This window comes from Photobacterium toruni (assembly GCF_024529955.1).
GTDB lineage: Bacteria > Pseudomonadota > Gammaproteobacteria > Enterobacterales > Vibrionaceae > Photobacterium > Photobacterium toruni.
On the sequence record NZ_AP024855.1, the window covers coordinates 1040948 to 1060323 of the forward strand.

The 19376-nt window shown below is 36.0% G+C and carries 21 protein-coding genes; 11 read left to right on the top strand and 10 right to left on the bottom strand.

Annotated elements, in window-relative coordinates; translation table 11 throughout:
- The first annotated feature begins 20 nt into the window (after window positions 1-20).
- Window positions 21-284, top strand: a complete 264-nt coding sequence (locus OC457_RS18800) for a DUF2960 family protein (protein WP_060998403.1) — start codon at window positions 21-23, stop codon at window positions 282-284.
- Window positions 285-339: 55 nt separating this feature from the next.
- On the opposite strand, the gene OC457_RS18805 is transcribed toward OC457_RS18800, so the two are convergent.
- A complete protein-coding gene (locus tag OC457_RS18805) occupies window positions 340-723 on the bottom strand; it encodes a nucleotide pyrophosphohydrolase (RefSeq protein WP_080173864.1) in 384 nt (127 codons plus the stop codon).
- 82 nt (window positions 724-805) lie between these two features.
- The gene (gene rarD, locus OC457_RS18810) at window positions 806-1711 is read right to left on the bottom strand and encodes an EamA family transporter RarD (protein ID WP_080173863.1); all 906 of its coding nucleotides are present in this window, start codon (window positions 1709-1711) and stop codon (window positions 806-808) included.
- A gap of 347 nt (window positions 1712-2058) precedes the next feature.
- Between rarD and OC457_RS18815 the strand changes: the two genes are divergently transcribed.
- Complete coding sequence (locus tag OC457_RS18815; RefSeq protein ID WP_080173862.1) at window positions 2059-2412, top strand: DUF2750 domain-containing protein; 354 nt, start codon at window positions 2059-2061, stop codon at window positions 2410-2412.
- Between the two features lie 635 nt (window positions 2413-3047).
- Window positions 3048-3407 carry an NlpC/P60 family protein gene (locus OC457_RS18820; protein WP_235866908.1) on the top strand — a complete coding sequence of 120 codons (360 nt, stop codon included), beginning with the start codon at window positions 3048-3050 and terminating at the stop codon, window positions 3405-3407.
- Between the two features lie 63 nt (window positions 3408-3470).
- Here OC457_RS18820 and OC457_RS18825 read toward each other — a convergent pair whose 3' ends face one another.
- Together OC457_RS18825 and OC457_RS18830 are read right to left on the bottom strand one after the other, a co-directional pair.
- A complete protein-coding gene (locus OC457_RS18825) occupies window positions 3471-5573 on the bottom strand; it encodes a protein-disulfide reductase DsbD family protein (RefSeq protein WP_080173861.1) in 2103 nt (700 codons plus the stop codon).
- Between the two features lie 268 nt (window positions 5574-5841).
- A complete protein-coding gene (locus OC457_RS18830) occupies window positions 5842-6393 on the bottom strand; it encodes a hypothetical protein (RefSeq protein WP_080173860.1) in 552 nt (183 codons plus the stop codon).
- A 520-nt stretch (window positions 6394-6913) separates the two neighbouring features.
- Between OC457_RS18830 and OC457_RS18835 the strand changes: the two genes are divergently transcribed.
- Window positions 6914-7378, top strand: a complete 465-nt coding sequence (locus tag OC457_RS18835; protein WP_080173859.1) for an ATP-dependent zinc protease family protein — start codon at window positions 6914-6916, stop codon at window positions 7376-7378.
- A gap of 5 nt (window positions 7379-7383) precedes the next feature.
- Window positions 7384-8286: a 30S ribosomal protein S6--L-glutamate ligase gene (rimK, locus tag OC457_RS18840; RefSeq protein ID WP_080155719.1), complete on the top strand. Its 903-nt coding sequence runs from the start codon at window positions 7384-7386 to the stop codon at window positions 8284-8286.
- Window positions 8287-8341: 55 nt separating this feature from the next.
- On the opposite strand, the gene OC457_RS18845 is transcribed toward rimK, so the two are convergent.
- The gene (locus OC457_RS18845) at window positions 8342-9871 is read right to left on the bottom strand and encodes a phospholipase D family protein (RefSeq protein WP_080173858.1); all 1530 of its coding nucleotides are present in this window, start codon (window positions 9869-9871) and stop codon (window positions 8342-8344) included.
- A gap of 211 nt (window positions 9872-10082) precedes the next feature.
- Window positions 10083-11156 carry a Preprotein translocase subunit SecY gene (locus OC457_RS18850; RefSeq protein WP_080173857.1) on the bottom strand — a complete coding sequence of 358 codons (1074 nt, stop codon included), beginning with the start codon at window positions 11154-11156 and terminating at the stop codon, window positions 10083-10085.
- Between the two features lie 335 nt (window positions 11157-11491).
- Here OC457_RS18850 and OC457_RS18855 point away from each other — a divergent pair, with 335 nt between their 5' ends.
- On the top strand, window positions 11492-11740 hold the full coding sequence (locus OC457_RS18855) for a hypothetical protein (protein ID WP_080173856.1): 249 nt from the start codon (window positions 11492-11494) through the stop codon (window positions 11738-11740).
- Window positions 11741-11916: 176 nt separating this feature from the next.
- Entirely contained in the window at window positions 11917-12978 is a 1062-nt protein-coding gene (ansB, locus tag OC457_RS18860; protein ID WP_080173855.1) for an L-asparaginase 2, read from the top strand.
- A 75-nt stretch (window positions 12979-13053) separates the two neighbouring features.
- On the opposite strand, the gene OC457_RS18865 is transcribed toward ansB, so the two are convergent.
- Window positions 13054-13833 (bottom strand): DsbA family protein, encoded by a 780-nt coding sequence (locus OC457_RS18865; RefSeq protein ID WP_080173854.1) that lies wholly within the window; start codon window positions 13831-13833, stop codon window positions 13054-13056.
- A 281-nt stretch (window positions 13834-14114) separates the two neighbouring features.
- On the opposite strand from OC457_RS18865, the gene aphA reads away from it, so the two are divergent.
- The 4 genes from aphA (at window position 14115) to OC457_RS18885 (ending at window position 17039) form a co-directional block, all read left to right on the top strand.
- Entirely contained in the window at window positions 14115-14834 is a 720-nt protein-coding gene (gene aphA / locus OC457_RS18870) for an acid phosphatase AphA (RefSeq protein ID WP_080174006.1), read from the top strand.
- A gap of 189 nt (window positions 14835-15023) precedes the next feature.
- Window positions 15024-15437, top strand: coding sequence for an alternative ribosome rescue aminoacyl-tRNA hydrolase ArfB (arfB, locus tag OC457_RS18875; protein ID WP_080173853.1), 414 nt, complete (start codon window positions 15024-15026; stop codon window positions 15435-15437).
- A 174-nt stretch (window positions 15438-15611) separates the two neighbouring features.
- Entirely contained in the window at window positions 15612-16055 is a 444-nt protein-coding gene (locus OC457_RS18880; RefSeq protein WP_080173852.1) for a hypothetical protein, read from the top strand.
- A gap of 96 nt (window positions 16056-16151) precedes the next feature.
- Window positions 16152-17039 carry an aspartoacylase gene (locus OC457_RS18885; protein ID WP_080173851.1) on the top strand — a complete coding sequence of 296 codons (888 nt, stop codon included), beginning with the start codon at window positions 16152-16154 and terminating at the stop codon, window positions 17037-17039.
- 71 nt (window positions 17040-17110) lie between these two features.
- Here OC457_RS18885 and OC457_RS18890 read toward each other — a convergent pair whose 3' ends face one another.
- From OC457_RS18890 to OC457_RS18900, 3 genes are read right to left on the bottom strand one after another with little or no spacing between them, the layout of a single operon-like run.
- Entirely contained in the window at window positions 17111-17887 is a 777-nt protein-coding gene (locus OC457_RS18890) for an ABC transporter ATP-binding protein (protein ID WP_080173850.1), read from the bottom strand.
- Entirely contained in the window at window positions 17887-18933 is a 1047-nt protein-coding gene (locus OC457_RS18895; protein ID WP_080173849.1) for a FecCD family ABC transporter permease, read from the bottom strand. Before OC457_RS18895 ends, OC457_RS18890 begins: the two co-directional genes overlap by 1 nt.
- Window positions 18933-19217: a hypothetical protein gene (locus OC457_RS18900; RefSeq protein WP_306341381.1), complete on the bottom strand. Its 285-nt coding sequence runs from the start codon at window positions 19215-19217 to the stop codon at window positions 18933-18935. The genes OC457_RS18895 and OC457_RS18900 overlap by 1 nt, the downstream gene beginning before the upstream one ends.
- Between the last annotated feature and the right edge of the window lie 159 nt (window positions 19218-19376).

Below are 19376 nucleotides of genomic sequence, written 5' to 3' on the forward strand. Positions count from 1 at the left end.
TATGCTCTATTGGGGACGTTATGTCACGGACTATTGTTTATACCTATAAAGAAGAAGAGAAGCGGTTAATTTTCTCTTTTGATATACACCGTAATATTCATGAAGCGGTAGCTGCTGCTGAAGGTATCGACTTAACGGCCTTTTTAAAAATGGAACAGCAAGTTGAAGCTGTATCTACATGCAGTAAAGCTGGACGTGAATATCGTGATAGTTATTTCCGCAAGTTAGGCTTTGGTAAAATTGCACTTGCGAAGAAAGAAAACCGCGGTGTTGGTGAAAAATAGAATAGAGATAAGAAGCTGACGTTAAGTCAGCTTTTTTATAACATCAAAATTACCATTAATCTAATTCGTTATATTTTTTTGCTGAACCATAACACTTGCTTATTGGGTATTTAGCTGCATTTTGTTGTATTTTTTGTTGGCATGCCTGCATTACATTAATATCACACTTATCGGCTAATCGTAGTAAATACATCATCACATCAGCGATTTCTTCACTAGCATGCTGTTTCTTTTCCGGCGATAATTGCTCGCTTTGCTCTGGCGTTAGCCATTGAAAAATTTCTTGCAGTTCTCCTACCTCGCCACTTAATGCCATGACTAAATTTTTGGGCGTATGGAATTGATCCCAGTTACGTTGATGGGCAAATTCCGCTAATGTTTGTTGGAGTTGCTTAATGTCATTAAATGACGTATTAAGCGTCTTTTTTGTTGTTGGCATAGGTATAATTATCCTAATAAGAGCAGGCAAGAAAACTAGCCTAACGATGCTTGAGTAAGCTGCTCGAAAGGCTATTTATTGATTAATGATGAGTCAGGATAATTTTTTTTCGGCGAAATAGAGCTGGTAAAGCTTCAACGGTACAGAAGATTAAACCTAACCAAATTAAACCAAAACTAATCGCTTTCGTGTGATCAAAGACTTCACCAAATAAAAATACGGCCAGTAAAAACTGTAAACTGGGTTCAATATATTGCATTAATCCAACCATGGTAAGGCTAGTTCGATTGAGTGCTAAAGCAAAAAATATTAATGGTGCCACTGTAACTGGCGCTGCTCCTGCATAAAGTAAGAAGGTTGTAGTACCAGAAGTTAATGCGACGCTATCACCACTGAAATAGAGCCATACCATGTAGATAATAGCAAAAGGAGTAAGTACGGCAGCTTCAATTGTTACAGAGGTTAGTGCATCATATTTAATGTATTTTTTTGTTAAGCCATAAATAGCAAAAAAGCTACCCATTATTAATGACAGCCACGGTAATTGTCCGTATTGCCATACTTGATAGCCAATGCCAAAAATTGCAAGGATAACCGCAATAACTTGAGCTTTAGTGAGTGTTTCTTTTAAGAAAAACATCGCTAATGCAATCGCAAATAATGGGTTAATAAAATAACCTAAACTGGCTGCGAGTACTTCGCCATGTGTGATCGCCCATGTAAATGCATACCAAGAGACACTCATTATGATGCCAGCAAAACCACACATCGCTAATGATTTTTTATCCGCAACAATCTCTTTAATTGCTGGTATGGGTTGTCGAAGTAATATCATGACGATTAGCATTACGGGAACAGAGAATATAAGCCTTAATGCGAGTAATTCATTAGTATTTGCTTGAGGTAAGTATTGGTAATAGAGCGGTAGTACTCCCCAAAGAATGAATGAAAATGCCGCTAGCATATTACCTGCACGACGTGATTGCATGTTAACACCTAAAAGTAAAAAGTAGTTGTTGTCTCAATATCATGGCAATACTGAGAAGCGGTAGTGATGAATGATCAAAATGGCGCTCAGGCCTAAGCAACTATCCTAGTGTAAAGTGATAACATTCGTTGCCATTTTGTCACTGAATTTTTATAAGTCAATATATGCTATGAAGAAAAAACACTGATCAATAATGTTACCGTTTATTTTTTTGCATACGGTATAAAACACAACGACTAAATAATAATGCTGCTAGGGTGTTTTTTTGATAAAATATCTAGGTAGGATAAAGGTTGATATATTTAACCGATAAAGCCATATTATAGCGTTTTAATTGAGAGAAAATAATGACTAAATTAACTGCAGATATCCAAGCAAATAAAGCTTTGTTCGTAACAGAAACACAAGCAACTCGCGTTGTTTGGAGCCTTCGTAACGAAGAGGGTGATTGGTTATCTGTTGCATCTTCTGAATTTGAAGACTCTGAAGTGATGCCATTTTGGTCAAATGAAGCCGATGCTAAAGTACAATGTGCTGATGAATGGTCTGAGTTTCAACCAAGTGAATTACCATTAGATATTTTTCTTGAAGATTGGATGATTACTCTAGTTGAAGACGGTGTTTTAGTTGGTTTAAACTGGAATGAATCACTTGAGGGTGTTGAATTAGAACCTTCAGAAGTGGCTAAGCTTTACCTATAATTGTTTTATATATTATAAAATACTGACCCTGTGAGTAATAATGAAATGTTTTATTATTTCCATAGGGTTTTTTATATTCTTGATAATAAAGAAAATCATATCATAGTGTAAATCACCTCTAAACATTATTAATACTAAAAATAATAGTGTCGCTTTTAATTAATATTTAAACCAATAAATGATAATGTTTCATCATATCAATCTTTGCTCTTATTTTTATATCATTTAGAGTAATTAATTTTAGGTAGATTGATTATAGATATAATTTCATTCTCTGTTGCTGATTAGTTTATATTCTTGAATGGTATAATTATTCATGTATTATGGTGTGTATTAGATAATAATATATAGAACAATTGAATCGATACCACAGTTATTGGTTGTTGTTTACGCTAATATGGTAAATATCACTATAATATTTAGTTGATTGTATTAAATATATTTATCACTACTGAAGGATTACAGGATAAATTGTGAAGAATGGATCACTAACAAAAAAAACGATATTAGTATTATTAACTTTGTTATCAATGGTCGGATGTTCATCTGCACCAACAGATACGACTAATACCGAAAAAACGTTAACGTCTGCACCTAAGCATGATACTGCGAAAATATTACCCGTTCACAATAATATGTTTGATGGGGTTTATCATAATTGGAAAGGTACACCATATCGTTATGGTGGTTCGTCTAAGAAAGGAATAGATTGTTCTGCTTTTGTTCAGGTTGGTTATTCGAGTGTCTATCAAAAATCGTTACCTCGAACAACCTTAGAATTAGTAAAAAAGGGTAAACAAGTTAAACGTCATAACGCAAAAGAAGGCGATTTGGTCTTTTTTAGAACTGGGCGTAATTCGCGCCATGTGGGAATTTATTTAGGTAATTTAGAGTTCTTACATGCATCGCAATCTAAAGGCGTTATTATCTCACGATTAGATAACCCATATTGGAAACGCCATTTTTGGCAAATACGACGATTAGATAAATATTAAAAAGAAATTCAGCGACACGTTTATACTTTTAAAGAGAAAGCATAGTGTGCCGCTGATTATTAATTATTTACTGGCCTTCTTTAAGGCATTAAGAACATTATCACTTGATAAAATTACAGGTAACTCGATACCTTTAGGTGCATTAGGACCATAGACGATATTAAAAGGTACGCCAAAACGTCCATGAGATTGTAGAAAACCAGTGACGTAATCTGAAGGTTTAGTCCAATCTCCACGCATTAATACAATATTTTTATTATCTAAAGCGGAATACACTGGCTGTTGTAAAATAACACCCATTTTGTTGGCTTTACAAGTAATACACCATTGTGCTGTTACATCGACAAAGACTGTTTTTCCTTGTGCTACTTCTGTTGCTATTTTAGCAGTATCTAATGGAATCCAATGGTGATCAGCAGGGAGTGGTGTTGCCCATTTATTGGCAGTTAAACTTCCTGTAAATAAACTCACACCGGCACCGAGTAATATTACCGCAAGAGTAACAATAACTGCCTTACGACCTTTTTTGCGTCCAAGTAACCATAAGATGGCAACAAAGATAACTGCGCCTAGCCCCCACACGACAGTTGAATCAAAGAAGCTAGTCATTAAGCTTAGTAGCCATACAGATGTTACGAGCATCATCAAGCCGAACAGGGTTTTTATACGATCCATCCATAAGCCAGGTTTTGGCATTAACGTAGCTAACTGTGGAAAAATAGCAATCAGTAACCACGGTGCTGCCATACCGATGGCAAGCGCTGTAAAAATAGCAAAGAGAGTGATTAAATCTGCACCTAATGCAAATGCGACGGCCGTACCTAAGAATGGGGCGCTACAAGGTGTTGCTAATAAAGTGGCAAACATACCTTGAATAAAATGTCCTAGATGAGAATTATCACCTTTGGTTGCTAACCATGTATTCGTATTGCTTGAGAGACGAATTTCAAATAAACCTAACATATTCGCGCCAAAAAGCACTGTAATAGCAATCATCGCGCCAATAAACCACGGGCTTTGAAATTGTATTCCCCAACCAAGTGCTTGGCCAGATAACTTCATTACCGCAAGAAATGCCGCTAATAACCAAAATGAAACAATGATCCCTGCAGCAGATGCTAAAAATTGGGTTCGAATTTGGCGACGAGCTAATCCTTGCGCTGAAATAACACTGCTTAACTTCATTCCTAATACCGGTAAAACACACGGCATAATGTTAAGAATAAGGCCACCTAGTAAAGCTAATCCTACGATTTTTAATAGGTTGGTATTTGTATTGGGAATACTGACTGGAGTATTAGTCGCTGTTGCGGTTACTTCAACGGCTATATCGTGATCGCCAATCGTTACATGTAATGGCTGTCCTACAAGTTTAGGGGGACCAAACCAGCTAGTAACAGGCAATGTTGCATAAAGTGTATTGTCTTTTATCGTCGTGATTGGTTTTAGAAACGAGGTATCTTTAGCTGCTTGGGTATCACCATCAATAATTACATCAGGTTGTTGCCATCCTGCAGTATTGGTTGCAACAACAGTGACTTGTTTTTTAACTTTATTATAAGAGACGGTATTTAAAGTGACGGTTGGTGATGACTTTGGAACTTGACTTTCACCTTTATTATACAAAAACATAGCTTCTGTAGATGGCATGAGTTTGCTAGGGATAAAATCAAAAGAAAGTTCATAATCGGTTAAAACACAAATACTCGTACATGATGACATGGTTAATTTACCAGAGAGAAATACTGGCTTATTCATGTCATTTACGTGGATAGAAAGTGGGAATATAACATCATGCTTGTAGCCTAGTGTCTCAACGCCTAGGAATTCATAGCGTTTTGGTAACGGCCATTGCCAATCGACCTTCGCAATATTCGATGACATGTCCCAATTTATACTTGGAGCGACGCCACCTTCACCGGGTGATCGCCAGTAGGTTTTCCAATCGGTATCCAGCTTAACTTCAAGTAAGCCTTGAACAGTATGTTTTGCTAAATCTTTTTGACCTGTGAGCATCAACCTAACTTCAACAGGAGGATGCTGAGGATTAGTTACCCACCCCGTACTATATTGTGGCGTTGCTGCTGCTATTGATGAAAAGGTAATGCCAAACAATGTTGTTAGTAAGGCAATGGCTAAATAGAAATATTGGTATAACTTTTTCAATCTAGAGCTCCAAATAAACAACGTGCAATGCTGACAAAGGCCGCAAGTTTTCCGTTGTTTGATGTCTAATTCTTGTGCTGGATAAAGTGTTTTCTGTACTTAAAAGACGAATATGTATTGTGTTACGTATGAGACCGACAATAAGTAAACGTTATTTCATTAAAGATAAATACAGTTATATTGTCGGTAATTTATGAAGTTAGAACAAGTCGGTTATGCAGTAAAGACCGCGGTTAATGTTATTTTTAAGTTATAACATATACAGCGACTATACTTTTTTGAACCATTGCTTGATACGAGTACTGAATGAAACGCGATTATGGTTTTTTCCTAAGTAGTATGACTGCATAAATTCACATCGAAGCGATTCTACGTGAGTATTAATCTGTGTGGGTGCGACAGTATTTTCATGACTAACAAGAGCGAAGCTTTGAATTTTAGCTTGTTCGTTGCTGTAACTATAATCAATACCAGCAGCCCCTTGTACCATTAGCCATAAATGCGTTAAGACAAGCAGATATTCCAAATCTTGATGGGTAAAATTAGCAGCATAATCGTCACCAATGGTATCACTAAAAACAGCTTTCATTTTTGTCGAGGTAGCACGCTGGTGGGACCATTGTTGTTGACCTTTTTGATGGTGTAAGGTCATAAAACCAAGTAATAAATCTAATGTTGAACTGTTTGGACGTTGTTGGCGAACATGGTCAAAATGTGCCGATGAAGCTGTAATAAATTGATGTAGCTGCAGTGTGTTTGTTGTATTTATGGGCAAGTCAGCCATGCCAAGTAATAATAATTGCTGTTTTAATTCTGACATGTTTATACGTTCTTATTGAGGAATGATGAAAGAGTAGCATGTTCAGATATTGTAACTAAAGGATTAAATAAGATTACTGAATAGCATGTTTTTATTGGCAGTAAAATGATCAAATTTGGCTTTCTATATACTCTTCTTTATTGTTCTTGTATAAGAAGGAATAAAAATAGAGCCATAAAGATGTATTGGTGGTATCTATAAGGATAAAAAAGAGGTTAACTCATTCTATTGCTTTGAAACTTATTGCCTAATGACATGAATAAAAAATCTTATATGGTGAAGATGTGGTAATATAAAACACGATGATACTAAAAAATAATCATCTAATGGTGGTTTTATCATCGTTATTGGCACTGGTTCAGGTCTATTCAGTGCTCAGTTAGTTAATGATTTCCTTATTTATAGATAACAGTTTAATTAAAGTACAGGCAGCTATTTATAATTAGATCCATTGATACCGATTATAGTTATTGCATTTTTGAGTACCTCAATTAGCTGTTTAGGAAGTTGGGTTATTGTAATGATTAATAAAGAAACAATTGTGAATAAAAATAATAAATTTATTGTTGGTTGGCGTGAAGTCGCCGCTTTGCCTGATCTTGGTGTCGATGATATTCATGTTAAAATTGACACAGGAGCACGTAGTTCTTGTCTTCATACCTTTAAAATTGAAGAATTTACTCAAGATGATGAATTATGGGTGAAATTTTGGTTACATCCTATTCATAACAATACTGATATTGAACAGGTTTGTATGGCTAAAGTAGCCGATAAGCGTGTTGTAAGAAACTCCGGTGGCGATGAACAATTACGCTACTTTATTGTTTCAACTATTGATTTTAATGGCCAACAGTGGCCAATCGAAATATCACTAACAAGCCGTGATAACATGGCATTTCGTATGTTGCTTGGACGAACATCTATGCATGGTCGTATCATTGTTGATCCAGAAGCTTCTTACCTTATTCAACGCAAGGAAAAGTAATAGTAATGAAAATTGGTATCTTATCTCGTAATCAGTCATTGTATTCAACGTCTCGCCTTATTGAAGCGGCAGAGCTGCGAGGCCATGAAATCAAGGTTATTGATGCACTTCGTTGCTATATGAACATTAATTCTCAAAAACCCTCTATTCACTTTAAAGGTGAAGATTTAGTGGATTTTGATGCCGTGATCCCTCGTATCGGCGCATCAGTGACGTTTTACGGCACAGCAGTATTACGCCAATTTGAAATGATGGGAGTTTATACAGTCAACGAATCCGTTGCTATTAGTCGTTCTCGTGATAAATTGCGTTCAATGCAGCTTTTATCACGCAAATGTATTGGTATGCCTGTAACGGGTTTTGCAAGCAAGCCTGATGATGTTAAAGATCTACTTGATATGGTAGGTGGTGCGCCAGTTGTAATTAAACTACTTGAAGGCACACAAGGTATTGGTGTTGTTCTTGCTGAAACACGTAAAGCGGCAGAGAGTGTTATCGAAGCATTTATGGGCTTAAAAGCCAATATTATGGTGCAGGAATACATTAAAGAAGCCGGTGGTGCGGATATTCGTTGTTTTGTGATTGGTGATAAAGTGATCGCGGCAATGAAACGTCAAGGTGCAGAAGGTGAATTCCGTTCTAATCTTCACCGTGGTGGCAGTGCGGCATTGGTGAAAATCACCCCAGAAGAGCGTAAAACCGCTGTTGCGGCTGCTAAAATTATGGGTTTAAGCGTTGCAGGTGTTGATTTACTGCGTTCAGAGCGTGGTCCACTAGTGATGGAAGTTAACTCATCACCAGGCCTTGAGGGTATCGAAAAAGCAACGGGTAAAGATATCGCCGGTATGATTATCGAATACATCGAAAAGCATGCATCTAAAAAGACAGCACTACGTAGCAAAGGCTAAGTAAGTCCTTTTATATATAGCCCTTGGTGATTATTTGATCATCAAGGGCTTTTTTTTATAGGTGCTTTTCTATTGGTAGAGCGCCAGCAAGCCACGCTCCCATTTTTAACATTGCGCTACTATCTGGTTCAGAATCAAATTGTTGACCACTATTGTCATCAATCCAGATAATGTCATTATTATCATTTAATGCTAAACGATAGGCGCTTTTTTCTAATAAATTATTTAGATTCTTATAAAAAACATCAGCAAATGGCTTAGAGTCAACAAACACTCCGAGTTCAGTATTCAGGTAAGCAGAGCGCGGGTCAAAATTAAACGATCCGACAAACACTTTGCTACGATCAATAATAAAAGTTTTAGCATGAAGGCTAGAACGAGAGCTACCTAGCCATGAATGTTTCTTTTTAAGTTCTGGATCAATCTTTGTTTCATATAGTTTTACCCCCCCATCAAGCATTATTTGACGGTATTTGGCATACCAACCATGAACGGCAAATACATCATTTGAAGCAAGAGAGTTCGTTACAATAGTAATATTTAGTCCATTTTTTGCCGCAGCTGCTAATGTTTTTGCTCCAGCTTCTGTAGGAACAAAATATGGAGATATCAATAAAAAATCCGTTTTTGCTTTACTGATCATCGCAGACAATTGATGAAGCAATAGATCATCTTGGCTATTTTCTACTTTATACGGTGTATCATAAACAAGCTCAGCATCAGCCCAATAGAACGGTAGTGTCTGATTTAACAGTTTTTGTACCATTGGATGTTGTTTTAATGAGCGGGCATAATCAGAGCTTAGATACTGTTTTTGAGCATGTTTCCATTGTTGTAGCTGTGCTGTAGTTGGTAAATGTACTTCAGATACTAATGCTTCAATTGGCATTGCTGGTTTGCTATTCCAGTACTCATCAAATTGGCGTGAAACCTGCGGAATAATTTTTCCCATCATTAATAGGTCAAAATCACCAAACTCGACATTACCATTTGCCGAGAAGTATTCATCACCGATATTACGCCCACCAGTAATTGCAAATACACCATCTGCAATAATGGCTTTATTGTGCATGCGACGATTAAGACGATCAAAATCAGTCAAAAAGCTTAATGGTTTAAAACTACGATTACCAAATGGATTAAATAAGCGTACTTCGACGTTAGGATGCGCAGATAGGCTCGCTAAGGCTTGATCATCACGATTTTGCATATCATCTAATAATAGACGTACTCGTACACCACGCTCAGCTGCTTGATATAAATACCATGTAAGTAGATTACTGGTTGCATCATCTCGATAGATATAATATTGCACATCAAGAGTTTTTTGTGCACCTTCAATAACTGCTAGACGTGCAAGAAATGCTGCTTGACCATCTCCAAGAGGATAAAAACCCGTTTTATCAGGATGCGCTTGTGTATAAGGACGCGTGTGCTGATAAAAAGTAGTATTGAAGTTATCAACATTACTATGAGTGGTTGTTTTCAGAGTAGATAGCGGCTGTGCGCACCCAATCAATGTTAAGGCACTGGTAGCAATAAGTGAGTGAGTAAAAAGTTGCTTGAAACGACTAAAAGTAATCATTAGAAAACATTGTTCTGGAAAAAGTGCGACGATTTTACCTGCAATTATAAATTAGTGCCTTAGAAAAATAAGTGAATGATTAATTTTGATTGTTGGGTATGCTTATTCAGTATTTGTTGTTATTTGTATGTCATTGTTGACACTTTTAAGATAGAAAAAAGCCTCAAATAGTATGGTTATTTGAGGCTTAAATAATGGTTATATTCAGAGCTTAACTTGCTACTGCATCAGTACCATGCCATTGATAATGGTTATTAGGCTTTTTACTTACAATCCCTTGAGTTAATAATTCCTTAAAAATAGCATCAACTTCATCCGCGGTTAATTTAAGTAACTTGCTAACAGCACGCTTGCTACAGTTTACTTGATTTTTTGTCAGTGCTTCGACAGCTTGTTCATAGGCCGTTTTTGGTGGCTCTGGCTTAACGTCTTCAACAATAATTTCATCTTCATCACTGATATCAGTAATGGATGATGTTCCAATCGTTGATGGATCAAAATGGGCTAATAATTGTGTTTGATCTTGGTCGTTATAATCATTAACAGATAATAGCTGTTGGCGCTTAAACTGATAACGGAACCGATTTTCTTCACCAATTAAACCTACAAAAAAGGCGGCAAAGAAATCAAGTAATACTGATAAAAAAATAACTAAGCCAAGTTGAGCCGTTTGATTACTGACATTGAACGTTGTGGCTAGGCTGTCGATTAGCCCAAGTACCGATCCTTGGCCGACAACTGGCGTAGTATCACGTTCAATTGCAATTTGTTGTTGCTGTTTACGCAGTGCTTCATTTTCTTTCTGAATACGTGTTACACCAGAAGCAATACGCTCCATTTGGATGTATTTTTCGGCAGCAACATTATTAAGATCTATTTGTTTCTCAATGGCTTGAATCTGCATGTTAAAGGCATTGATTTTACTTTGCTGTACATTAGCTTCACTGTGAGCCTTATTTGTTGCACTATTAATGCCGCCAACTGAGCCACCAATGGAAATAACAGCGAGTACTGCATAAAACGTAAACGCAGTAAACGTACCACTGTAGTTACGGCGTGCTTTACGTTCTCCAACTTCGTACCATGCGAAAAATTTTCCCAATTCAAAAATGACAGCTAAGCCGCCAAAGAGAAATTTCATCAGGGGATCATCATCAATGGATAAAAACAACAATAGTGAAAACACAATTGAAGCAAGAATAGCAGCACCTGTGAAGCTATAAACACTCCACATTGCGAAAATCCCTTTAGGGAAGCGAACAGGTATATTTTGATTGAAATACATAAAAATATCTAAGTAAGGTGCATTTGTTCAGCTGGTCACATTATTGCGGCGAGCACGTAAAAGTATTCTAGGATACAGTAAAATATGAGTAAATCCTTTATAAAAAGTGGTACTCCAAACCTTTATGGTTATAATTTATTCAATATAAGTGAAATCGTTTATGTGAAGGCTCTCATATTGTTATTCATAATATCTAATAGATAAGTAATTAGCGGTATAAAAAAGATCTTATTTATAGTGGTTCAATGTCACGACGATATTTGATAGTAGATGGAAAATGTGAATATTTTATGTCTACACTTAATGAATGATTATTTTGATTAGGAAGATGTTTTATGTTTTATGTAAGCCACCATCAACTCATTGAGCGGCAACAAAATATTTATGATATTGCATCTTTTAATCATAAGTTACCGCATGAAATGGTGCTGCATTCAACATTTATTTATGTAGAAGAGGGCTATTTTCAATGTTTTTGGGAGGCAAAAAGTACAGAGGTACTACAACAATATATTTATACTGCACTAGGCGATGAGTGTATAACGGAGTGTTATAGTGTGGATCCTATGACAGCTATCGCATAGGTTTTTTATTAATAAGCTATTTATATATGTTTGTTGGTCTATTATCAGTCTATGTTGTGTGACTATGGTCGCTAGTATTATGTATAAAAAGTGATACTTAGCACAAAAAAATATTCTATTAATAATATTATCTTTACCATAAATAAACCTTAACAATTTAACTTATGGTGTAAGTAATGAATAAAAATCCTGTTTGTATTGCTATGTTTGTTGCTGGTCTGTGTGTGAGTTCATTATCTGTTGCTGCTGATTTACCTAATATCAAAATTTTAGCCACAGGAGGAACCATTGCAGGGGCTGGTCAATCGGCAACTGAATCTGCTTATACTTCAGGTCAAGTTGGTATTGAATCATTAATTAAAGCTGTACCTGCAATGACAAAAATTGCCGATGTTAGCGGTGAGCAAGTGGTTAATATTGGTTCTCAAGATATGAATGATCAAGTGTGGTTGACTTTATCTAAACGTATTAATGAATTATTAGCTCAAGATGATGTTGATGGCGTGGTAGTAACACATGGTACTGACACCATGGAAGAAACGGCTTACTTTCTTGATCTAACTGTTAAAAGTGATAAGCCAGTAGTACTTGTTGGTGCGATGCGTCCATCAACAGCGGTGAGTGCTGATGGCCCTGCTAATTTATATAATGCTGTTGTTACTGCGGTAGATAAAGATTCAAAAGGACGCGGAGTATTGGTCGCAATGAACGATACGGTATTAGATGCGCGTGATGTAACAAAAACGAATACCACAGCCGTTGATACTTTCCGTTCAACTAACTTTGGTTCATTAGGTTATATCCATAATAGTGATGTTATTTACCAACGTGCGCCAGAACGTCACCATACGACAGCAACCCATTTTGATGTATCAAAACTAACCAGCTTACCCGAAGTTGGCATCGTTTATAATTACTCCAATGCATCAGCATTACCTGTAACAGCATTAGTGAATGCCAAATTTGATGGTATTGTCAGCGCAGGTGTGGGTAACGGTAATATGTATAAAGCAATTTTTGATGAATTAGCAAAAGCAAGTAAAGAAGGGATTATGGTGGTGCGTAGTTCACGTGTACCGACAGGATCGACAACATTAGCAGCTGAAGTTGATGATGCTAAATATGGTTTTGTTGCTGCGGGCACACTTAATCCACAAAAAGCACGTATTTTATTAATGCTATCGTTAACACAAACAAAGAACTATAAAGATGTACAACAGATGTTTCAGTATTACTAATGCTTAATATTTAAATAACAACACAACAAGACACAATATTAAGTCTTGTTGTGTTGTACTGTTTTGACTTGACTATTATTTGGTGCTTGCCTGTAGGTCACTGATTGCTTTTTTCAGTGCATCAGGATTGTAACCGTTAATAATAGTAATATTGTCGGTAGTAATATTATTTGTCGGCATTACGATTAATGCTGGTGTACCTTGGAAACCCAGTTTACTAAATAGTGTAAAGTTATTTAGGAAGGTATTATTTGCATCAAATTTAGATACATCAACACCAACACTTGTTGCGATAGTATTAATATCTTGTTTGGTTAATTTACCTTCGTCTTTACCTGTTGCGAATACAGCATTATGGTATTTAGCATAGGTTGCGCCACCTTTTTGTTGGTAGATCCAATTACCCATATCTGCTGCATATTTTGATGCTTCCCAACGTGATGCAAAAATAGGTGTTTCTTTAAAGATAAATTTCACATCTGGATTTTTGGCTTCTAATTGTTTCACTGTATCGGCAATTTTAGAGCAATACATGCACTGATAATCAAAGAATTCAATTACATTCACTTTAGCGTCTTTAGGGCCAATGAATGGTGTCGCTTTATCATTTAAAAGTTGAGCTGCGTTAGCAATAACGACTTTTTTAGCTTCAACTTGTTGAGCTTGCATTTGTTGTTGTTGTAATGTTTGAGACGCTTTTACTAATACATCTGGATGATTAATAATATATTGACTCGCAATTTGTTCAATTTGTGCTTTTTGTTGAGCAGTAAAATCACCAGTGCTATTAGTTGTTGTTTCATTACAACCTGTAAGTAATGCACCGAGTAGAATAGGTAGAAGTAATTTTTTCATTGTATTATTAATCACTATAAATATATTTATTGGTTAGAGTAATGATAGAATAAATTAGTTCAGATTGTTTTAGTAAAATGTTAGTTTTTAATAATTAAATAGCATAATAGAAATAATAGTTAGAGACATTATTTAAAATAATTAAATGTTATTTTTTACGTTTATTTTTCATGGATCTTATATTCCAAATAAAACAATTATATAATGTGATAACTATCACTTTATATATTAAGGTGAATCGTTAGATTATTCATTCACTTTTTTTGATGATTTATTCTAAAATGAAAAAGACATTTACTGCGATCACTATTTCTTCTTTATTGGCTTTTAGTCTTGTTTCTGGTTCGGTAATGGCTGAGCCAAAAGTACCAGCAACTGAAACAGGTTATAGCACTATTCAGTTAACACAAATGGGTCAACCTAAAACGGTTGACTGGGTTACAGTAGAACAAATTGCTCAACAGCTCAAAGGTAAACCACCAATGGCGGTAGGTTTTGATATTGATGATACTGTATTATTTAGTTCTCCTGGTTTTTATCGTGGCAAACAAGTCTTTTCTCCAAACAATTTTAGCTATTTAAAAGATCAAAAATTCTGGGATAAAATGAATTGTGAGTGGGAAAAATTTAGTATTCCTAAACAAATTGGTCAAGAGTTAATTGCTATGCACCAACAGCGTGGCGATGATATTTATTTTATTACTGGTCGCGATCCTTCAAAATGTGAAATCACCACGCAATATTTAAAAGATGTGTTTAATATTAAACACATGAATAAAGTTATTTTTGCGGGTTCTAGCAAAACAACTAATACGAAAACGCCTTACATAAAGGCTGAAAATATTAAAGTATATTACGGCGATTCTGATGGTGATATTACAGCGGCCCGTGATGCGGGCGCTGTGGGTATTCGTATTATGCGTCCAGCGAACTCAACCAATCGTCCTATTGCTAAAAATGGTATTTATGGCGAAGAGGTTGTTGTTAACTCACAATACTAATTACTATTTATAAGCATAATATTTGCGTTTCCTGAAGATAATAAATGCCTGAACTATAATAAATAGGTCAGGCATTTTTATATGTATTTATTGTCTTAATGTATTGATGATTCTGACTAATACTTATTAGCGTAATGAATGTGGTAGTATTGGTCGACATAAAAACAGCATTAAAAGAGGTAAATATCGATGCTAGTGATTTCTAATGCTGTGAGTTTAGGTGATTGGGAGATTGAATTAACGGCTATTCGTGCTCAAGGTGCGGGTGGGCAAAATGTTAATAAAGTCTCGAGTGCGATCCATTTACGGTTTGATATCAATCGTTCTTCTCTGCCTGAATTTTATAAAGAACGATTACTAAAGTTATCAGATAGTCGAATAACTAAAGATGGTGTCATTGTCTTAAAAAGTCAGCAGCATCGAACGCAAGAAATGAACCGTGAAGAAGCATTGTCACGTTTAAAGCAATTAATTCAAAGTGTAATGACGATTCAAAAAGCCCGTCGAGCAACAAAGCCAACTAAAGGCTCTCAAATTCGAAGAATGGATAAGAAAAATCAGCGGGGTAAAACGAAGCAATTACGCGGCAAAGTAGATATGTAGCGAGAAGTCATCGGTAAGATTATTGTTGAAGGTGTTTTAGCCTCTTTAATGTACTGTTAATTGCATCGTCTTATTGGCTGTTATTGCGACTATCTATTAATATTTACAATGTTATACCGTTAGGTAAAGATATGTTACTAACAAGGTAGTAAGTAAATAAATAGGTGAACAAGGATGTTTGAAAAAAAGACGTTACAATTACTACAATTATTCTATCGTGAAACTGAACGTGTACGTTTACTGGATATTGATCAATTACCTGTTTTAGGGATCGAACTACAGCCGTTGATGAATCAATGGTTAGAGACGAAGCGTAATTTTCAACGCGATGAAATATATCAACAATATTGGATTAAAACTTGTAGCGCGGGCTATATCACTGAATTACGTTTACATGCTGATGGTACTTTAGATGAATATACTTTGTTTAATCGTCTACATACGCAAGGACATTGGCAGTTAGTTGATGGTGCTATTGAGATTAAAATTATCAAAGGCGATAACTGCTATCGTTGTACTGTATATGCTAATCGCCACGCTAATATTCATTCAGCTATTGAATATAAAAATGATCAACTTCATTCTTATTTAAAATTGGCACAAACGCGTCCAATTTAGCGATATATAATCACTTTTTTGTCTAATAAATAGACTTCCAAAAGTGATTAAAATCAGTACACTGAAAGTCATCAGTGAATAGATTAGGACACAAGGATGAGTAAAATAAAAAAGGTTGCAATTGTTGGTGGCACACACGGCAATGAGTTTAGTGGTATTTACTTATTACGCAAATGGCAGCAGTCAACTGTTTTAGATCGTGACAGTTTTAGTGTTGAAACCGTATTTGCGAATCCTAAAGCGCATAATGATAATAAACGTTATGTAGATCATGATTTAAATCGCCAATTCAATGTAACGGACTTGGCCAATAATGAGTTAGCAAGTTATGAGCAGAGTCGCGCTAAAGCGATTAATCAACAGATAGGTCCTAAAGGCAATGCGAATGTTGATTTTATTATCGATTTACACAATACCACCAGTAATATGGGGCCTTCTTTAATTTTACTGCAATCTGATAGCTTTAATCGCCAAATGGGGGCATATGTTAAAATGCAAATGCCTAAAGCGGTGGTAGTATTTGAAGATCATACTCCAGTTGAGCACCATCATTTTTTAAGCTCTATTGCTCCTCAAGGTGTGATTGTTGAAGTAGGACCACAGCCACAATCTGTGATTCGGCAGGATATTCTTGATTGGATGGATGAAATGACGAAACATATCCTTGATTTCGTTCATTTGCATAATATAGGTGAACTCTTACCATTAATACCAAGCTATGAAGCATTTCGTTATCATGAAACATTATCATTGCCTGTTGATGAGCAAGAACAACGTATTGGTATGGTACATCATTCAGTACAAGATAATGATTTTAAACTGTTACGTAATGGTGATCCGATCTTCACTTTGTTTGATGGTACTGAAGTGCATTGGCAAGGTGATTATGAGGCGTATCCTCACTTTATTAATGAAGCTGCTTATTACGATAATAATTTAGCGATGTCTTTGGCAAAAAAAGTGCTTATCACTACTCACGGTTAGATTGATTTTTATTATTAAATAAAGCCGATATTGAACAGGACATTAATATCGGCTATTTAAGAGTAATACATCTAATGAGCTATATTAAAGACGTTTTTTTGGGACGATTTTACAACAACAATTGGTCGATCATCGATAATGGCAACGTGTGAGTCAACATCAAATACCGACCAAATTAGAGGCGGTGTAATAGTCGTTATTGGATCGCCATAAGCAAAAAGTTGACCTTGGTGTAACGCTGCAACTTTGGTTGAATATTGAATGGCTAAATTGAGGTCGTGGATCACCATTAAGATGCAAGCTTGGCTCTCTTGGCTATATTTCCTTACAAAATCAAGAAGTTTCATTTGGTTATGCATATCAAGAGCAGAGGTTGGTTCATCAAGTATAAGCACTTTGGGTTGGTTAATAACAGCTTGCGCAAGTCCTACCATTTGGCTTTCACCTCCTGATAATTCCGTACAAATCTTATTCGCTAAGTGTAAAATTCCCATTTGCTTTAATAATTGTAAGCTTTTTTCGGCGCTGTTTGCTTTGGCAAATAAAGAATGTGATCCCATATTTAAGGTAGTGATCAATAATTCAACCACAGTAATGGTCGCTGAAATGCGATGATCTTGAGGTAAATAGCCAATATTTTCTAACGTGAGTGGCTTACCATGTAATAAAATTTGCTGTGAATGCTGACGTAGATTTTGGGTAATATGACGTAGTAATGTTGATTTACCCGCACCATTTTTACCAATAATTGCCACCATTTCACCTAGCCCAATAGTGGGTAACGATAAGTTATCTAAGATTATTTTATCGTCAAATGTGACTGAAATATCATTAATTGTAAGCGCCATTAAAAACGTCCACCTTTTTTAATGATTAAATAGATAAAGAAAGGAATGCCAATGATCGACATCACGACGGTTAACGGCAAAATAATGCCGGGCATAATGCTTTTACTGGCGATAGATGCAAGCTCAAGCAATACCGCACCGACAAGGAATGAGGCGGGTAAGAAGTAACGTTGATCTTCGCCTAAGACCATACGAGCAATATGAGGAGCAACCAGCCCAACAAAGCCAACGGCCCCAACAAATGACACCGCGAGCGATGTGATCACCGATACCAATAATAAGGTTTTAATGCGTAAACGTTTAACATTAACTCCCATCGCTTGAGCTCGTTCATGACCAATTTTAAGGGTTGATAATTGCCAAGCGTCTTTCATCATGATCAACAACACAATGGGTAAAACAATAGCAAGAACAGTGATTTTTGCCCAACTGCCGCGATCGAGTGATCCCATTTGCCAAAAGACCAAAGTTTGTAGTTGAGTCTCACTGGCAACATATTGCATCATGGTCAGTAAACTGTCATAAGCAAACATGACGGCAATACCAAATAACATCACCCCTTCAATTGAAATCCGTTTTACTGATGAAATAGCGGCAATTAAAAAAGTGGTTAATAAGCACATTAAAAATGCCATTAACGCTATTTGATATTGCGCAGGAATAAAGGGGATCACAACAACATTGGTGATGACTAAAGATGCACCAAATCCTGCTGCGGCTGAAACACCAAATGTATAAGGATCAGCAAGGGGATTATTCAATGTCGTCTGCATTTGTGCACCAGCTAAGGCTAAAGCTCCCCCGATTAATGGCGCCATCAATGCCATTGGCATACGAATATCCCAGACAATAATTTTACTCGCAATATTACTGGTCTGAGGATGAATAAGCGCGTGGATTACTTGAGTAAAAGTCAGCCCTTGTGAACCAATAAAAATATCAGCGATAACACAAATAATACTAAGTACCAAGAAAGCCGCTAAAGCCACTTTCTTATTACGATTACGAATGTTATGTGTGTTTAACTCAAGTAGAATTGAGGTCATTACTGCATAGCCTTAACGTTATTTTGGCCAAAATCACCACTAATTATGCGATGACCAAATTGCTTATTCATTTCTTCAAAGGTTTGTTCTGCATTTTGTTGATAAATAATTTCAAGCAATGGAAAAATACGGCTAGTTGAAAGAGCAATATTTTGAGGCTGGTGGTTAAACGTAATGGTGCGTCCTGCTACATTGGTAATGGTAACAGGATAAGTGGCTGCAAAAGAGTGTAATGACCAAAAAGTAACAGCACAAAATGTAAGGAATTTCAGCTTAGTTTTCACAAGGATACCTGTATAGGATAATTTTTGTGAATACTAATGAGAATCGTTATCGTTTTAAACTTAAATAAATGCAAACTTAAAATGCAAATGTAATTCATTTTGATTATTGTTCGTATTTGAGAGGTATAAATTACTTGAAAGTTGCATAAATGATTTGAG